Origin of the sequence: Amycolatopsis sp. DSM 110486 (assembly GCF_019468465.1) — a bacterium.
Classification (GTDB): domain Bacteria; phylum Actinomycetota; class Actinomycetes; order Mycobacteriales; family Pseudonocardiaceae; genus Amycolatopsis.
The window spans coordinates 1,527,893-1,542,711 of sequence record NZ_CP080519.1 but is presented as its reverse complement, the minus strand read 5'-3'; the positions used below and the strand labels follow the sequence as shown (position 1 = coordinate 1,542,711).

Here is a 14,819-nt window from a genome sequence, read left to right as displayed (position 1 = left end):
AGGTGTGGGGATGTCCGAGCCGGGTGGACGAATGGCGGCGGCCCTGGACGAGGTCGACCTGAAACTCATCGCCGAGCTGAAGGCCGACGGGCGCGCGTCGATGCGCGCGCTGGCCGAGCGCGTGCACATTTCGCGAGCGGGCTGTTACACGCGGGTGGAGCGGCTGCACCGCGAAGGCGTGATCACCGGGTACGCCGCCGTCACTGATCCGCGCCGGATGGGGCAGGGGCTCGCGGCGTACGTCTACCTCAAGGTCACGCAGAACTCGTGGCGCACCGTGAGCGCGGCGCTCAAGAGCATCCCCGAGATCGAGCACGGCGGGCTCGTCTCGGGGGACAACGACCTCATCCTGTTCGTGCGCACGAGCGACGCCGACAGCCTGCGCGACCTGGTCTTCGAACGGCTTCAGGCGATGAAGGACGTGCTCTCGACGCACACCGTGCTGGTCTTCGACGAGCTGTGAGGCCTCAGGTTGTAAGGCCTCAAGAGACCAGCGAGTCGAGCAGCTTCAGGCGCTCGGCCGACGGCGAGCCGGGCTCGGCACCGGAGAAGATGATGCGCTGACCGGAGTCGTCGGGCATCCGCAGGCTCTCCTCGTTGAGGGTGAGCCGCCCGACGAGCGGGTGGTCGTACTCGCGCACCGAGTGCAGGCACTGCGCCACGGGGTGCGCAGCCCAGATCCGTGCGAACTCCGGGCTCTGGATGCTCAGGTCGCCGATCAGCTCCGCCATCTTCGGGTCGTCGGTCTGCTCGCCGGTGGTCATCCGCAGGTAGGAGGCCGCGTTGTGGGCCTGGCGCTCCCAGTCGACGACGAGGTCGCGCATCGCCGGCTCGAGGAACATGTGCTTGGTCAGGTTGGGCCGCGCGTCGCGGTCGATGCCGAGCAACGCGAAGCCGAGCCGGTTGCCGCCGAGCAGGTCGGTCCGCCGGCCGACGATGATCGCCGCCTGGTCGAGGTTGCTCTCGACCAGCGCGAGAACCGAGTCACGCACCATTTCCGGGCCTGCCTCCCGCCGCATCACCTGGGCGGGCCAGGCCAGGCGCAGCAGGTGCATCCGCTCGCTCTCGTCGAGACGCAGCGCGTTGGCGATGGCCTCCATCACCGAGTCGGACATCTGGTGGCTCTCGCCCTGCTCGATGCGGGTGTAGTAGTTCACGCTCACGCCGGCGAGCTGCGCGACCTCCTCGCGCCGCAGCCCGGGGACGCGGCGCGGGGTGCCGTAGGTCGGGACCCCGGTGTCCGCGGGCGTCAGCGCCGCCCTGCGGGCGCGCAGGAAGTCCCCGAGTTCGGTGTTGCGCTGCTCGCTCATGACTATCCCCTGTTTTCTGCCTCGGCTCCGCCGAGGCGTGCGAGATCGCTTCAAGCCGGCTTCTTCCCTCCCGGTTTTCGCGCGGCCCAGGGGTCGCGCGAAAATCGCTCAGTCCAGAAGCCGGCGCGACCTCGCGGCGGCCTCACCTGAGTCCATCCTCCTCCGCGAGCTGGCGCGCTGCCGTCCCCTCGTGTGGGTACCCAGCGTGTGGCGAGGTGCGGTTGCCGTGGTGGTTACAACATCGGGGCATGACGAAGTATTCGGTCACCCTCGGACTCGACACGTTCGGGGACGTGCTTTCCGACGACGGCGGTACGCCCGTCGGCCACGCCGAGACCATCCGCGGCCTGGTGGAGCACGGTGTGCTCGCCGACCACGTGGGCCTCGACTTCTTCGGCATCGGCGAGCACCACACGGTGGACATGCCGCTCTCGGCTCCCGATGTGGTGCTGGCGGCGGTGGCGGCGCGCACGTCGCGCATCCGGCTGGGCTCCGCCGTCACGGTGCTGAGCTCCGACGACCCCGTGCGCGTCTTCCAGCGCTACTCGACGCTCGACGCGCTCTCGCACGGGCGGGCGGAGGTGATCCTGGGGCGCGGGTCGAGCACCGAGTCGTTCCCGCTGTTCGGCTACGACCTGGGCGACTACGACGAGCTGTTCGACGAGAAGGTGGACCTGTTCTCCCGCCTGCTGGAGGAGAAGCCCGTGACGTGGTCCGGCCGGCTGCGGCCCTCGTTGAGCGGGCAGGAAGTCGTGCCGCACACGGAGACGGGCCCGATCCCGGCGTGGATCGGCGTCGGCGGCAGCCCTGAGTCCGTGCTGCGGACGGCGAAGTACGGGATGTCGCTGATGCTCGCGATCATCGGCGGCCCGGCCGCGCGGTTCAAGCCGTTCGCGGACCTGTTCCGCGACGTGCAGCGCCGCCTGGACAAACCGCAGAAGGCGATCGGGCTGCACATGCCCGGCCACATCGCCGACAGCGACGAGGACGCGATGGAGGAGCTGTACCCGCACTACGTCGACGTGCTCACCCGCGTCGCACGCGAGCGGGGGTTCCGGCCGCCGTCGCGGGAGCAGTTCCTGGAGGAGGTCTCCGAACGCGGCGCCTGGCACGTCGGCTCGCCGGAGACGGTGGCGCGCAAGATCGCCGCGTCGCTCAAGACGGTGGGGGCCACGCGGTTCGACCTCAAGTACGGGCTGGCCGGCCTGCCGCGCGGCTCGGTGCTGCGCAACATCGAGCTGTACGGCACGCGCGTGGCCCCGATGGTTCGCGACCTGATGGAGGAGTAAGCCTTCGCAGGGGTGGCGGCCTGGCCACCACCCCCGCAAGACAGCGTCGCACTGGCTACCACAGCCGCGAGATCGCGCCGACTTCTGGACTGAGCGGTTTTCGCGCGGCCCCTGGGCCGCGCGAAAACCGGGAGGGAAGAAGTCGGCTTGAAGCGATCTCGCACGCCTCGGCGGAGCCGGGGCAGACAACTCAGAACAAGCCGGAACCCAGTGTGTGGGCGTTGAAGAAGGTCCAGATCACCTGCTGTGCCTTCACCGTCTGCGTCGCCGAGCCCGGGCCGCTGTCCACGAGCTCGCCGGGCCAGGTGTGGCCGGCGCCGAGGATGCGGTAGTGGGTGACCGAGGCGTTGACGGCGCAGTTCTGCCACGAGAACTGGATCACGTCGGAGCCGATCGGGGTGCTGACCGGCGTGGCAGCGCAATGGTTGTGGTTCGCCCAGTTCTGGGCCCAGTCCATCAGGTAGGGGATGGGCTCGCTGTGGCTGGTGCCGCCGTTGTACTCGATGGTCGGGTCGGCGGTGCCGTGGAAGTCGACGATCGGGGCGGGGACGCTCGACGAGCAGCCCACCGTGGTGCCCGGGTAGAACGCGCCGGCGATCGTCGCGAACGCGGCGATGCGCATCGGCAGCTGGCAGGCCAGCAGCGACACGAAGCCGGCGCCGTTGGACTTGCCGGTGGCGAAGATGCGCAGCGGGTCCACGCACAGCGTCGCCTGCAGGTGGTCGAGCAGGTCGCCGACGAAGCGGACGTCGTCGACGCCTTCCGCGGCGTACGGGGCGCTCTGCCAGGCGCGCTGGTCGTCGAGACCCTTGGCGCCCACCGGGTAGACGGCGATGGTGTCGAGTCCGTCGATGCCGGAGAACTCTTCGATGTCGCTGCCGTCGCCCTTGCGGCCGTGGAACGCCATGACCACGGGCTTCGGGTGGCCGGGCTGGTAGTTCGCGGGCAGGTGGATCAGGTAGTCGCGGGAAAGCCCGCCGGAGGTGATGGTCTGCGTGACCGTCTGCCCGAGCGGCAGGGTGGTCGACTGCGCGGTGCAGCCCATCGAAACCTTGGGGTAGTTGCGCACGGAGGGGGTCGCGGACGCGGTCTGCGGCACGACCGCCGTGGCGGTCAGCGCAAGCGCGGCGACAGCGGCGAGCTTGGCGAATCTCATTCAGAGCACCTCGTCGAGGAAGGACCGGAGCCGGTCACTGCGGGGGGACTCGAAGAACTCGGTGGGGTGGGCGGCTTCCACGAGCCGTCCTTGGTCGAGGAACACGACCTGCTCGGCGACCTCACGGGCGAAGCGCATCTCGTGCGTCACCACGATCATCGTCATGCCGCGGGAAGCCAGGTCGCGCATCACGGCGAGCACGCCTTTCACGAGCTCGGGGTCGAGTGCGGACGTCGCTTCGTCGAACAACATCACCTCGGGGTTCATCGCCAGCGACCGCGCGATGGCCACGCGCTGCTGCTGGCCGCCCGAGAGCTGGGAGGGCCGGCGGTTCTCGTACGCCGCGAGCCCGACCGCCGCAAGGTTCGCCCGCGCGGTCTCCACAGCTTCGTCGCGAGACACGCCGAGCACCTGCTGCTGGGCGAGCGTCACGTTGTCGAGCACCGTGTGGTGCGGGAACAGGTGGAAGTTCTGGAACACCATGCCGACGCGGGTGCGGATGCGGTCGACGTCGGCGCCCTTGTCGGTGATGGCCTGGTCGCCGATGAAGATGCGCCCGGCTGTCGGGATCTCCAGCAGGTTGGTGCAGCGCAGCAGCGTCGACTTGCCAGAGCCTGACGGGCCGATGATGCACGTCGTGGTGCCGCCCGGGGCTTCGAGCACGATGTCGTGCAGCACCGGGGTGTTGCCGAAGGTCTTGTCGATGTGTTCGTAGCGGACGGTCGTCCCGGTGGTTCGGGCGGTCGACGACGAAGCTGTCGCCGCGGTGCTCGCCTGCGTCATACCAGTGCCTCCTCGGTGCGCACGGCCGCCGGCGCGGTCGCCTCGGCGGGCCGGCCTTCGCGCATCCGCTTGTCCCACTTGTTCACCACGTAGGTGAGCGGCACCGTGATCGCGAGGTAGAACAGGCCAGCGGCGACCAGCGGCGAAAGCGAAGCGTTGTTGGTGGACGTGTCCTGGGCGATCGCGAACATCTCCCGCTGCCCGGCGGCGAGGCCGAGCAGGTAGACCAGCGCCGTGCTCTTGATGACCAGGATGAACTGGCCGGTGAGCGCCGGCAGCACGCGGCGGAAACCGATCGGGATCACGATGAGCCGCATGGTCTTCGTGTGCGACATCCCGAGGCTGCGCGACGCTTCGACGATGCCCTTGTCGACGCTCTGGAAGCCCGAGCGGAAGATCTCCGCCATGTAAGCGCCTTCCATGAGCCCGATCGCGAGCGCCGCGTAGCCGTACGTCCAGTTGCCGAACATCGTGAGCCCGGCCAGCGGCAGGCCCTGGCCGATGAGGTAGATGCTCAGGATGTGGGGCAGGCCGCGCAGGATGTCGACGTACCAGCGGCACGGCAGGCGCAGCACCCGGAAGCGCGACATCAGGCCGCTGGCGAGGAAGATGCCGACCACGAGGCCGATCGCGCTCGCGAGCACGGTGAGGAACAGCGTGTTCAGCAGCCCCTCCTTCAGCAGCGTGGGGAGCGTGCTGCCGATGAGGTCGAGGTCGAAGAACGTGTCCCAGATTTGTTTCAGACCGTCCATGGCGCTGTCCTTTCAGGACCCGTCGGCGGCGGTGACGCCGGGGCGCTGCTGCATGCCGGGGTAGGCCTTGAGCATGTCCGACGGGATCGCGACGCCCTTGGGGTTCCACTTGTCGAACAGCTTCGTGTACGTGCCGTCGGCGATCACGGCCTTGAGCGCGTCGTCGAGCGCTTTCTTCAGCTCGGGCTTGTCCTTGGCCACGGGGAACGCGGTCATGCCGCTGGTGATCGCCGGCGAGGCCTGGTAGTCGGGGTGCTTCTCGAGGAGGTCGTTCGTGGTCGCGACGCCGGTGAACAGCCCGTCGACCTGGCCGGCGGTGAGCGCGTTGGAGCTGGCCGCGATGTTCGGGAACTCCTTGACCGTCACGGTCGGCACGCGCTTCTTCACGAGCGGGATCAGCTCGCTGCCGCGGGTGATCGCGATGGTCTTGCCGCCCGAGGCGTCCACAGTGGCCAGTGGCGCGCTCTTGCGGGAGATCAGCTGCGCCTGCCCGTAGTTCACCGCGGTGGTGAAGTCGGTGACCTCCTGGCGCGGCGGCGTGACGAGCGTGCCGAACGCGGCGGAGTCGTACTTGTGGTTGCGGATGTTGGGCAGCATGCTCGCGAAGTCGGTCGCCGTGTAGTCGGCGGTCAAGTTCATCTTCTGCGCCATCGCCTGCGTGAGTTCGATGAGGAAGCCGGTGGGCTTGCCGCCGTCGATGAACGACGTCGGCTTGTCGTCGGAGCGGAAGGCGAAGTGGACCTTGCCGGGGGTGGCGGTGCCGAGCGGGTTGGCGGCCTGGTTGTCGCTGCCACCGCAGGCGGTCAGCGTGAGGCCGGCCGCGAGCACGAGGGTGGCCACTCCGAGACGGCGTCGGGTCGGGGCGGTCATGGCGTCTCCTGGGGAATGCGGGTGAGGGTGGGGGCGGACTGGCGTTCCGGCAGGTCGAGGAACTCCTGCAGGAAGCCGCTGATGCGCTCGACGGTGGCTTCCACCAGCCGAGCACCGATCTCGACGGACGACTTGGTGGCGTCGCCGAGCGTGCCGGTCTTGCTCAGGTCGTGATAGGACTGTGGAAAGTGGATCCCCGGCCGCGAGCGGCTGAGCTTGCCCGCCTGGTCGAGGTCGTCGAAGGTCGAGCTGCCGGGGGTGAGCCGCTCGGGGAGCACGAGGTCCGGGTCGGCGAACATCGCCTGTGAGGTCTCGATTTCGCTGGAGTGGCCGCCGATCCTGCTTTCGGACAGCTTCGACACGAGGTCCGACACCACGGGCGTGATCCCGCTCCACGCGATGTGCAGGTCGGGCAGGTCGGTGCGCAGCCGCGTGACGGCGACCTCGACCGTCGCGTTGTTGCCGCCGTGGCCGGTGAGCACGTAGACCTTGCGCCAGCCGTGGCGGTGCAGGCTGGTGACGAGCTCCACGATCACCTGCTGCAGCGTGATCGGCGACAGCGTGAGCGTGCCGGGGAAGGCCATGTGGTGCTCGGAGACCCCGACGGGGATCACCGGCGTCACCACGACCTTCGGCGAAAGGTGTTGCGCCACAAGGTCTGCGACGACCTCGGCCCGGGTGGTGTCGGTGCGCTGCGCGAGCCCGTGGCCGTGCTGCTCGGTGGCTCCGAGCGGCACGATCGCCACGGGGGCGTGCGGGCGCAGGTCGTCGATCTCGGGCCAGGTGAGGTCGGCGAGGCGGTGTGAACGTGGTGCGATCGGCATGGTGTCTTTCCGGGTCATTCGGCCCGCCCGAGCTGGCGGGCCACTTCGGTGCGGAGTTGTTCGAGGTGGTGGCGGGTGTGTTCCTCCGCGGCGGCCCCGTCGCCGGAGCGCACGGCGTCGAAGATGGCGAGGTGCTCCTCGTAGTCGCGCCGGCGGTCCTCGATGAGGGCGCGCAGGGCTTTCTGCTCCCGGCCACGCGCGGCGAGCAGTGAATCGACGACCTCGAAGAGCACCTGGTTGCCCGAACCGCCGGCGAGTTCGCGGTGGAAGTTCAGGTGCGGCCGGTGGTCGGTCTTGTCGCGCTTGGCCGTGTCGAGCGCGAGTTCCAATCGCTGCAGGCTTTCTTCGCTGCGGTTGACCGCGGTCAGCGCCGCGATGCCGGGTTCGATCGTGAGCCTGGCGTCGACGAGCTGGAGGATCAGCTCGTCCTTCATCGGCGCGGAGTTCGGGTTCGGCATGAGCGTGCGGTGGATGCCGTCGCCCACGTAGATGCCCGAGCCGTGCCGCATGCGCACCGCGTCGGTGGTCTGCAGCCGGCGCAGCGCTTCCCGGATCGTCGGCGTGGTCACGGAGAACCGCTCGGCCAGCACGCGCACGGTCGGCAGGCTGTCGCCCGGCGCCAGTCGCTCGTCGGCGATCAGCTCCAGCAGCCCGTCCACGAGCTGTTCGGACAGCCCGTGTTTCGGGTGCGCTTCGGTCATCGGTGACTCCGTTCTGCGAGTGAATTGACTAAATCACTTGCTCAATTTGAAGTCAAGGATTTCGCGACGAACGTGCATAAGTGCAGGTCCAGAGGGTTTGGGGTGATCTTCGAGGGTTCGGGCTACGCCGTGCCGGCGGTGGCGAGGCGGCGCGCGGCGACGTCCTTCGCGGTGCGCTCGAAGGCCTTCAGGTCCGGCGTCGGGGCGCCCGCGGCACGGCCCAGTACGAGCGTGGTGCCCGCCTGGCCGACCACCGGGACGGCCACCACGGCGTCGCCGATCCGGCTCGCGGCGCTCTCGCCGACGACCACCACGAGCTGGCCGAGCGCGACGCGATCGACGATCTCGTCGAGCGACACCGGCGGGCACGTCGCGCGGTAGACATCGATCCGGCGCAGCTCCTCGATCGGGACGGCCGCGCGTGTCGCGAGCGGGTGGGACACCGGCAGTAGAGCGACCGGCGACTCGACGGCCAGCTCCGTGGTCGTGAGCCCGGTGGCGTCGGAGGACGCGCAGAGCAGGGCGACGTCGGCGGTGCCTTCGCGCAGCGCCTGGGTCTGGTCGGTGGTGAACAGCAGCTCGACCGGCGCGGCGGCGGGGCGGTGCGCGTAGGCCTCGAGCAGGTCGGACAGCAGACCCGCGCCGGTGCCGGAGCGGACGGCGACCACGAGCCGCGCCGGCCGGGCCGCGCGCTGGGCTCGCCGCACCGCGGTGTCCACGGCGGCCAGCGCCGCGCGGCTTTCGGCAAAGAAGACCTTGCCGGCTTCGGTGAGGGAGACGCGGCGGCTCGTGCGGTCGAACAACCGCACGCCGATGCGCCGCTCGAGCCGGGCGATCGCGCGCGACAGCGGCGGCGCCGCGATGCCGAGCCGCTCGGCGGCACGGGCGAAGTGCAGCTCCTCGGCCACCGCGACGAAGTAGGCGAGCTCGCGCGTCTCCAGGCGATCCATACCTCCAGGGTAATGATCGTCGCCCGGACGGTCATCGTTCCGCGGGTCACGGGGGCGTTCTCTGGAAGCAGTCCCCCAGAGAAAGGCCATTTCCATGAGTGACGAACGCGCGGTCCAGGAGGTCCTGGCCCGCTAAGTCCGCGCGGCCGACCGGCGAGACGGCGCCGCGCAGGGCACGCTGTTCACCGACGACGCCGTGGTCCGGATCCTCGTCCGGACCGGTCCCGGTACGTACGACCAGGTCGGCGAACCGCTGATCGGCGGCGCCGGTGTGCGGCACGCGGTGGAGCAGTTCATGCCCCCGCACCCCGAGGGCGGTTCCGGGCACCACGTGACCTCGGATCACCTGATCGAGGTCGACGGCGACCGGGCGCACCTGTCGGCGCAGTACGTGGTGTTCGAGGCCCGGACGCTGCCGTCGCCGGTGGTGCGGCCGATCGAGTCGGGCTACTACGACACCGAGCTGCGCCGTGTCGGTGGTGAGTGGAAGATCTCGCGCCACGACGTGCTGAACGACCTGCTCCCGGCGGGGCTGCAGTCGTGAAAGCCGTGGTGCACCACCGGTTCGGTGGTCCGGAGGTGCTGGAGCTCGCGGAGCTGCCGGACCCGAAGATGAACCTCGACGGGGTGCTGGTGCGGGTGAAGGCGGCGGCCTTGAACCCCGCGGATCTCGGGGTGCAGGCGGGCGCGCTGGCCGAGGCTCAGGAGACGTACTTTCCCGCGGTGCCGGGGTGGGACGTCGCCGGCGTGGTGGAACGCGCGGGGCCGGCGGCGCCCGAGTTCTCGCCGGGCGACGAGGTGATCGGGTTCATTCGCGGAGAGGTCGCACACCGCAACGGCGGGTATGCGGAGAAGGTGGCAGTCGACGTGCGAACGTTGGTGCGCAAGCCTTCTCGGCTGTCATGGGCCGAGGCAGCCGGGTTGCCGCTCGGCGGGCTGACGGCGTTGCAGGCGGTTCGGGCTCTCGGGTTGTCCTCGGGTGAGACGTTGCTGGTGCACGCGGCCGCGGGTGGCGTGGGTTCGCTCGCGGTGCAGCTGGCGGTCTCGCGTGGAGTGCGGGTGATCGGGACGGCTTCGGAGGCCAATCACGAGTACCTGCGGTCATTGGGTGCGTTGCCGGTTTCTTATGGTTCCGGTCTTGCCTCGCGGGTTCGGGCGTTGGTTCCTTCCGGAGTCGACGCGGTGCTCGACACTGTCGGGCGGGGTGCACTTTCGTCCACTCCGGACTTGGCCTCGCCGGACGTGCGGGTGGCGTCGATCGCGGAGTTTTCCTTTCCCGGCACGGTTCCGGTGTTCGCTCGCCTCGACCAGCGGGACCTGCTGGCGCTGGTCGAACTGGCCGAGGCGGGCACGATCTCGGTGCGCGTGGCGCGGACTTTCCCTCTGGCACAGGCGGCTGACGCGCAGCGGTTGCTGGCCCAGGGTCATGCGCCGGGGAAGGTCGTGCTGGTGCCTTAGGTTGTGATGAGCTGTTCGGAAACCGTCCACAAGCGACTCGCGGCTCGCGGCTTCGGGGTCGAGGGCTTCGGGTGCGACGCTGGAGCGTTCGGGGCTGCCGTCGTGGGCCGCTCGAACCGTTCGGCTTCGGGGCTTCGGTGTGGCTCCGGTGGGCCGTGATGCCGGCGTTGTTGACGAGGATGCGGAAGACGGCCCGGCGCCCGGTGAGATCGACGCCGTCGAGCACCTCGGCGGCGGTGGAGTCCCGGGGTGAACGGGGTGGTGATGGGAATTGTCGGTTCCGTTCTGCTGTTCGGAGGATCCTCCGGTTGTCTCGGTGTGGAGGGTGACCGGAGGAGTCTCCGATTTGCAGCAGGGGTGGTTCTGGGTGGGCTCGGTGATGGCTCTCGCCGAGTTGTCCACAGTGGTGCCGGATTCGGGCGCGCCTGTGGATAACTCGGCTGCGCCAAGGGGTTTTGTCGGTGGGGGCCGATAGACTGGGCATGGGCACGCCCCCCTGGGAGGGCGGGGCTGTGTTCGGGCGGGGCTGTGTTCGGGCGGGGCTGTGTTCGGGCGGGGCTGTGTTCGGGCGGGGCTGTGTTCGGGCGGGGCTGTGTTCGGGCGGGGCTGTGTCAGCGGCGGTCGGGTGGAAGCGCGAGCTGTCAGTCGCGGCCCCAGTGGTGAGGTCCGTCGGTGGCGCGGTGGAGGTGCGGGTCGGTAACTGCGACCCCAGTCGTGAGGCCCCTCGGCGGCCGAGGTGGAGGCGCGGGTGGGCGCGGGGGCGCGAAGGCACCGCGGCAGGAGCTGCGCAAGCGGCGGCGCCACCGCGGGCGGGGGCACCAGGGAGAACCCGCTTCCTGAAGCGGTGATCGCTCAGTCGGGTTCGGTGGGGGCGTGGTTCACTCGGCGCCGGAACTCAGGAAGCGAGTCGAACCATGGTGACCATCACCGCGCGGGGTTGGAGTGTTCACGTCGGGGACACCGAGGTGGTCTTCGGGCGCACGCTGCGGCCCGGCGAGGGCGAGGCGGACCTGCCGCGCGTGTGGGCCGGGCGGGGGCTCGGGCTGCGCGACGAGGACGTGCCTGCGTTCGTGGCGGCGCTGGGTGAGGTGATGGCGACGTCGCAGTTCTGGCACGCGCGGGGCTCCGGCGCGGGGCGCGGGAGCGAGCAGATCTGGTCGGTTCCCCTGACGCGTAACGGGTTCACGTACGTCACCGGACCGTGTGGACGGTGGAACAACACCGCGGGGCACCGGCCGGTGGAGACGGTCTCGGTGGCGCTGGCCGACGTGCGCGGGTTGCGGATCCGGCTGGCGGCGCACCTGCACACGGGGTGAGCGATCACGCCCGGCGCTTGACCAGGAAAACCGCGTGCCGGATGTGGCCGTCGACCGGGCCGGGCTGGTCGGTCAACCGGTATCCGGCCCGTTCGTACATCGCGATGTTGCGCTTGCTCGCGGCGCCGGTGAAGAGCTCGAAGCGTTCCGCCGGCGCGGGCGCCTCGCTCTCCACATGCTCCAGCAGCCGCCGGCCGAGGCCGCGCCCGGTGAGGTCGGGCGCGACCATCAGGCGGCCCACCTCCCAGGCGCTGTCCTCGAGCCGCCCGCGGACCGCGCCGACCAGGCGCGGGCCCTGCCGCAGAACCCACACCCGCCACGTGCGGATGCCCTCGCGGACCTCGTCGAGCGTTTCGTGCAGCGCGGGGATTTCGAGAGTGTTGTTGAGCAGGGCTTCCTGCACCCAGCAACACCGCTGCAGCACGAGCAGTTCGGCGGCGTCGTCGGCGGTCGCTTCGAGCAGGCGGATGTCCACGGTGCCTGTCTAGCGCCCGGGAGGCCGGCGGCGCAATCGAGTTCAGCCGGTGGTCTTCGCCGTGACCGACACCGGCGCCCCGGCGCCGTTGCCCGTCACCGCCGCGATGGTGAACGTGTACGCGGTGCCGGCGGTCAGGCCGTCGATCACGCGCGTCATGCCCTTGGCCGTCGGCTGGCTCACCAGGGCGTCGCGGCCGACGGCGGTGATCGTGCGGCCGTCGGAGACCGTGATGCGGTACGCGAGCACCGGGGTCGCGCCCGTGTTCTTGGGCGGGGTCCAGTGCAGGCTCACGGCGTCGGCGGCCGGGAGGGCCTTCGCGCCGGTCGGGGCCGCGGCGAGTGAATCGGCGGGTGCGCCGACGGTCACCGGAGCCGATGGCAGCGACGCGAAGCCCGCGCCGAGCGCGTTGCGGGCCGCGACTGTGACCGTGTACGCGCGGCCGTCCGTGAGGCCTGGCACCGTCGCGTAGCCGGTCCGCAGGAAGTCCGCCGCCGGGACGGTCGTGGTGACCCGATGCGTGCCGTCCGTCGTGGTGAGGACGTAGGCGGTCACGGGTGAGCCGTTCTCTGCGACGGTCGGGTTCCAGGTGACGTACAGCTTCCCCGCCACGGCGAACGTACCCACTCGTGAAGGCGCGTCTGGCGCGGAACGACCGTCGACCGGTCGTTGCAGCACCCACCGGTACGTGGGCTCGATCCCCGCCGCGGACACGATCGACGCCGGCGCCGCGGCCGGAGTGCTCAGCAGGTGGTTGCCGGTCGTGATCACGCCCTTGTTGGTGCCGTCGCGATCGCCCTGTTCCCAGTAGTTGCCCTGGATGAGCGTCGGGTCGTTGTTGCCGAGCGCGTCGCGGTAGTCGACGTGCGGGGTGCCGACGTCGAAGTACGCGGCGCCGTAGAGGACGTTGCCCGAGATGGTCTCGTAGGTGTTGCCGTTGTCGGTGTACACGGCCTTGCCCAGGCCCCACTGGCCGTGGATCACGTTGCCGGTCACCTTTTCGCCGTCGGTGAGCGACGTGCCGGTGATGCCCTGGGTGTAGATGCCGCCGCCGTCGTCGAGGGCGAGCATGTAGTCGTGGATCGCGTTGTCCGCGATCACGTTGTCGTGCGAGACGTTCGGCGTCGCCGGCTGCATGATCTTGTCGGGCCAGCCGCCCCAGCCCACGGAGATGGCGGAGTAGGCGACGTGGTCGATCTCGTTGTGCGCGATGGTGTCGTGCTGCGTGTAGCCGTTGACGATCGGCACGCCGCCGTGGAACTCGCGCGGCAGGCCGTAGAGGTGGTTGTCGGTGACCTGCACGCCACTGGTCATCTCACCTCCTTGCGGCTGGTCGACGCCGCCCACCTCGACGCCGTTGCCGGAGATGTCGGTGAAGACGTTCGCCCGCACCGTCGCGTCCTGCGCGCCGTCGCCGAGGTCGAGGCCGGCGGCGCCGAGGTGGGTGAACACGTCGTCGCTGAACTCGACGCGCCGGCTCTGCGACACCGAGACGTTGCCGGGTTCCTTCGTCCAGCTCGCGTACGGGCAGGTGCCGCCGGTCACGAACCCGCACAGGCCTTGGGTGGCGTACGCGCCCACGCCGGTGTTCGTGTAGCCCGCCTGGATTTCGGAGAAGCCCTCCGGTGACGACGGCGTGAGCCAGGTCGCGTAGGAGAACTGTATCCCGCGGAAGGCGACGTCCTGGATCGGCGCGGTGGCGGTGCCCCGGCCGTCGACGAGCTTCTCCAGCGCCGGGACCTCGACGTCGGCGTGCCGGAGGTCCTCGTGCGCTCGCGGGAGGTAGTAGATCGTGCGGGCGGAGCGGTCGAGGTACCACTCGCCGGGGGTGTCGAGGAGCTCGCGGGCGTTGTCCACAAACGACGGTTGACGGCCGTTGGTGAGATCACCCGGGCCGACCATGTTCACGGTGCGGCCGGGGATGTCGGGGAACTCGACGCGCCGGGTGGAGTTGTCCCAGCACGGCTGGGCCATGGTGATCGTGGTGCCGGTCGCCGACGCGATGGGGCAGCGGGGTTCGGTCCACTGGCCGAGGCCGTTGCGCTGGACGTTCCACAGCGCTTCGCCCGCGGTGTAGACGAGTTCGATGTCGCTCGGGTCGTGCCAGTGGGCGAGCGTGTCGGCGGACGCCGTGTACCCGGTGTCGGTGGCGGTGAGCTTGACGGGGAGCTGGCCTTGCGCGCGTTGTTCGCGGACGCCGTCGATGTAGAGCTGTCTCGTGTTGTCCATGCCGGCGGGTTCAGGCGCGGCGAAGAGACCGGCGTGACCGGGCACGGGGCGCCAGCCGGTGACCTGACGGCCGCCGCTGAGCACGGTGCGCCCGGAGCCCTGCCAGATGATGCGGTGGCCGCCGGTGCCGGAGTCGCGGGCGTCGAGGGTGAGCGGCTTGTCGAGGCGGAAAACGCCGGGGGCCAGGTGAATCGTGAGGTCGGTGGTGAGGTGGGGTGCACGGTCCCGGGCCAGCTGCTGGGCTCGGGCCACCGTGCGGATCGGGTGGGCGGCCGTGCCCAGCGCGCTGTCGGAACCGCCGGGCGCGACGTACACGTCCTGCCGGCCGGGCTGCGCCACGGCAGCGGTTCCCGGGCCCAGCAAGGCGGCGCCGAGGAGAAGCGTGGCGGCGAGAGTGGTGGTGTGGCGGGTCATCGTGGCCTCCGTCGAGCTGGGTGATGTACCGAGCCGTGGGCAGGGCAAACATAGGATCTCTGCGCGGTGATTGTCGAGGGCTTTTGGTGAGGCTCTTTCCGAATGAACTCGACTGGTCTACTGGTCCTTGACCGATTCCGCGGGAATTCCCATATGTGAAAGGGTGTTCGGGTGCGTGAACTGGTGGTGTTGTTCTGGGAAAACGTCACCGATTCGCATCGTGCTCGAGCGTTTGGCTGGCCCAGTCATCGGATGAATCGTTGACGCTCGACTGCGGCGGGCGTACAACGGT

14 protein-coding genes and 1 pseudogene are annotated in these 14,819 nt (G+C 69.9%); 5 read left to right on the top strand and 10 right to left on the bottom strand.

The window, feature by feature from the left end; translation table 11 throughout:
* Positions 1-10 precede the first annotated feature (10 nt).
* A complete protein-coding gene (locus K1T34_RS07320; RefSeq protein WP_255638377.1) occupies positions 11-463 on the top strand; it encodes an Lrp/AsnC family transcriptional regulator in 453 nt (150 codons plus the stop codon).
* A 19-nt stretch (positions 464-482) separates the two neighbouring features.
* Here the strand turns inward: K1T34_RS07320 and K1T34_RS07315 are convergent, their stop codons facing one another.
* A complete protein-coding gene (locus K1T34_RS07315; RefSeq protein WP_220243522.1) occupies positions 483-1,310 on the bottom strand; it encodes a helix-turn-helix transcriptional regulator in 828 nt (275 codons plus the stop codon).
* 248 nt (positions 1,311-1,558) lie between these two features.
* On the opposite strand from K1T34_RS07315, the gene K1T34_RS07310 reads away from it, so the two are divergent.
* Complete coding sequence (locus K1T34_RS07310; RefSeq protein ID WP_220243521.1) at positions 1,559-2,599, top strand: Atu2307/SP_0267 family LLM class monooxygenase; 1,041 nt, start codon at positions 1,559-1,561, stop codon at positions 2,597-2,599.
* Between the two features lie 190 nt (positions 2,600-2,789).
* Here the strand turns inward: K1T34_RS07310 and K1T34_RS07305 are convergent, their stop codons facing one another.
* The 7 genes from K1T34_RS07305 to K1T34_RS07275 form a co-directional block, all read right to left on the bottom strand.
* Positions 2,790-3,755 (bottom strand): PHB depolymerase family esterase, encoded by a 966-nt coding sequence (locus tag K1T34_RS07305; RefSeq protein WP_220243520.1) that lies wholly within the window; start codon positions 3,753-3,755, stop codon positions 2,790-2,792.
* Complete coding sequence (locus tag K1T34_RS07300) at positions 3,756-4,538, bottom strand: amino acid ABC transporter ATP-binding protein (RefSeq protein ID WP_220243519.1); 783 nt, start codon at positions 4,536-4,538, stop codon at positions 3,756-3,758.
* Positions 4,535-5,290: an amino acid ABC transporter permease gene (locus K1T34_RS07295; RefSeq protein WP_220243518.1), complete on the bottom strand. Its 756-nt coding sequence runs from the start codon at positions 5,288-5,290 to the stop codon at positions 4,535-4,537. Before K1T34_RS07295 ends, K1T34_RS07300 begins: the two co-directional genes overlap by 4 nt.
* A gap of 12 nt (positions 5,291-5,302) precedes the next feature.
* A complete protein-coding gene (locus K1T34_RS07290) occupies positions 5,303-6,160 on the bottom strand; it encodes a transporter substrate-binding domain-containing protein (RefSeq protein WP_220243517.1) in 858 nt (285 codons plus the stop codon).
* A complete protein-coding gene (locus tag K1T34_RS07285) occupies positions 6,157-6,984 on the bottom strand; it encodes a creatininase family protein (RefSeq protein WP_220243516.1) in 828 nt (275 codons plus the stop codon). The genes K1T34_RS07290 and K1T34_RS07285 overlap by 4 nt, the downstream gene beginning before the upstream one ends.
* Before the next feature lie 14 nt (positions 6,985-6,998).
* Complete coding sequence (locus K1T34_RS07280; protein WP_220243515.1) at positions 6,999-7,685, bottom strand: FadR/GntR family transcriptional regulator; 687 nt, start codon at positions 7,683-7,685, stop codon at positions 6,999-7,001.
* A 122-nt stretch (positions 7,686-7,807) separates the two neighbouring features.
* Complete coding sequence (locus K1T34_RS07275; RefSeq protein WP_220243514.1) at positions 7,808-8,635, bottom strand: LysR family transcriptional regulator; 828 nt, start codon at positions 8,633-8,635, stop codon at positions 7,808-7,810.
* Between the two features lie 151 nt (positions 8,636-8,786).
* Between K1T34_RS07275 and K1T34_RS07270 the strand changes: the two are divergent.
* The 3 genes and pseudogenes from K1T34_RS07270 to K1T34_RS07260 form a co-directional block, all read left to right on the top strand.
* A pseudogene (locus K1T34_RS07270) lies at positions 8,787-9,179 on the top strand (nuclear transport factor 2 family protein); the annotation flags it as partial.
* Positions 9,176-10,093, top strand: a complete 918-nt coding sequence (locus K1T34_RS07265; protein WP_220243513.1) for an NADP-dependent oxidoreductase — start codon at positions 9,176-9,178, stop codon at positions 10,091-10,093. The pseudogene K1T34_RS07270 and the gene K1T34_RS07265, both read left to right, overlap by 4 nt.
* A 914-nt stretch (positions 10,094-11,007) precedes the next feature.
* Positions 11,008-11,409, top strand: a complete 402-nt coding sequence (locus tag K1T34_RS07260; RefSeq protein ID WP_220243512.1) for a hypothetical protein — start codon at positions 11,008-11,010, stop codon at positions 11,407-11,409.
* Positions 11,410-11,413: 4 nt separating this feature from the next.
* Here the strand turns inward: K1T34_RS07260 and K1T34_RS07255 are convergent, their stop codons facing one another.
* Positions 11,414-11,884 carry a GNAT family N-acetyltransferase gene (locus K1T34_RS07255; protein WP_255638376.1) on the bottom strand — a complete coding sequence of 157 codons (471 nt, stop codon included), beginning with the start codon at positions 11,882-11,884 and terminating at the stop codon, positions 11,414-11,416.
* Positions 11,885-11,926: 42 nt separating this feature from the next.
* Positions 11,927-14,527 (bottom strand): fibronectin type III domain-containing protein, encoded by a 2,601-nt coding sequence (locus K1T34_RS07250; RefSeq protein WP_220243511.1) that lies wholly within the window; start codon positions 14,525-14,527, stop codon positions 11,927-11,929.
* Positions 14,528-14,819: the final 292 nt, after the last annotated feature.

Bases quoted from the DNA above. Each gene is read 5' to 3' on its own strand.
- K1T34_RS07320 (WP_255638377.1), top strand. From the start codon at position 11: ATGTCCGAGCCGGGTGGACGAATGGCGGCGGCCCTGGACGAGGTCGAC.
- K1T34_RS07315 (WP_220243522.1), bottom strand. From the start codon at position 1,310: ATGAGCGAGCAGCGCAACACCGAACTCGGGGACTTCCTGCGCGCCCGC.
- K1T34_RS07310 (WP_220243521.1), top strand. From the start codon at position 1,559: ATGACGAAGTATTCGGTCACCCTCGGACTCGACACGTTCGGGGACGTG.
- K1T34_RS07305 (WP_220243520.1), bottom strand. From the start codon at position 3,755: ATGAGATTCGCCAAGCTCGCCGCTGTCGCCGCGCTTGCGCTGACCGCC.
- K1T34_RS07300 (WP_220243519.1), bottom strand. From the start codon at position 4,538: ATGACGCAGGCGAGCACCGCGGCGACAGCTTCGTCGTCGACCGCCCGA.
- K1T34_RS07295 (WP_220243518.1), bottom strand. From the start codon at position 5,290: ATGGACGGTCTGAAACAAATCTGGGACACGTTCTTCGACCTCGACCTC.
- K1T34_RS07290 (WP_220243517.1), bottom strand. From the start codon at position 6,160: ATGACCGCCCCGACCCGACGCCGTCTCGGAGTGGCCACCCTCGTGCTC.
- K1T34_RS07285 (WP_220243516.1), bottom strand. From the start codon at position 6,984: ATGCCGATCGCACCACGTTCACACCGCCTCGCCGACCTCACCTGGCCC.
- K1T34_RS07280 (WP_220243515.1), bottom strand. From the start codon at position 7,685: ATGACCGAAGCGCACCCGAAACACGGGCTGTCCGAACAGCTCGTGGAC.
- K1T34_RS07275 (WP_220243514.1), bottom strand. From the start codon at position 8,635: ATGGATCGCCTGGAGACGCGCGAGCTCGCCTACTTCGTCGCGGTGGCC.
- K1T34_RS07260 (WP_220243512.1), top strand. From the start codon at position 11,008: ATGGTGACCATCACCGCGCGGGGTTGGAGTGTTCACGTCGGGGACACC.
- K1T34_RS07250 (WP_220243511.1), bottom strand. From the start codon at position 14,527: ATGACCCGCCACACCACCACTCTCGCCGCCACGCTTCTCCTCGGCGCC.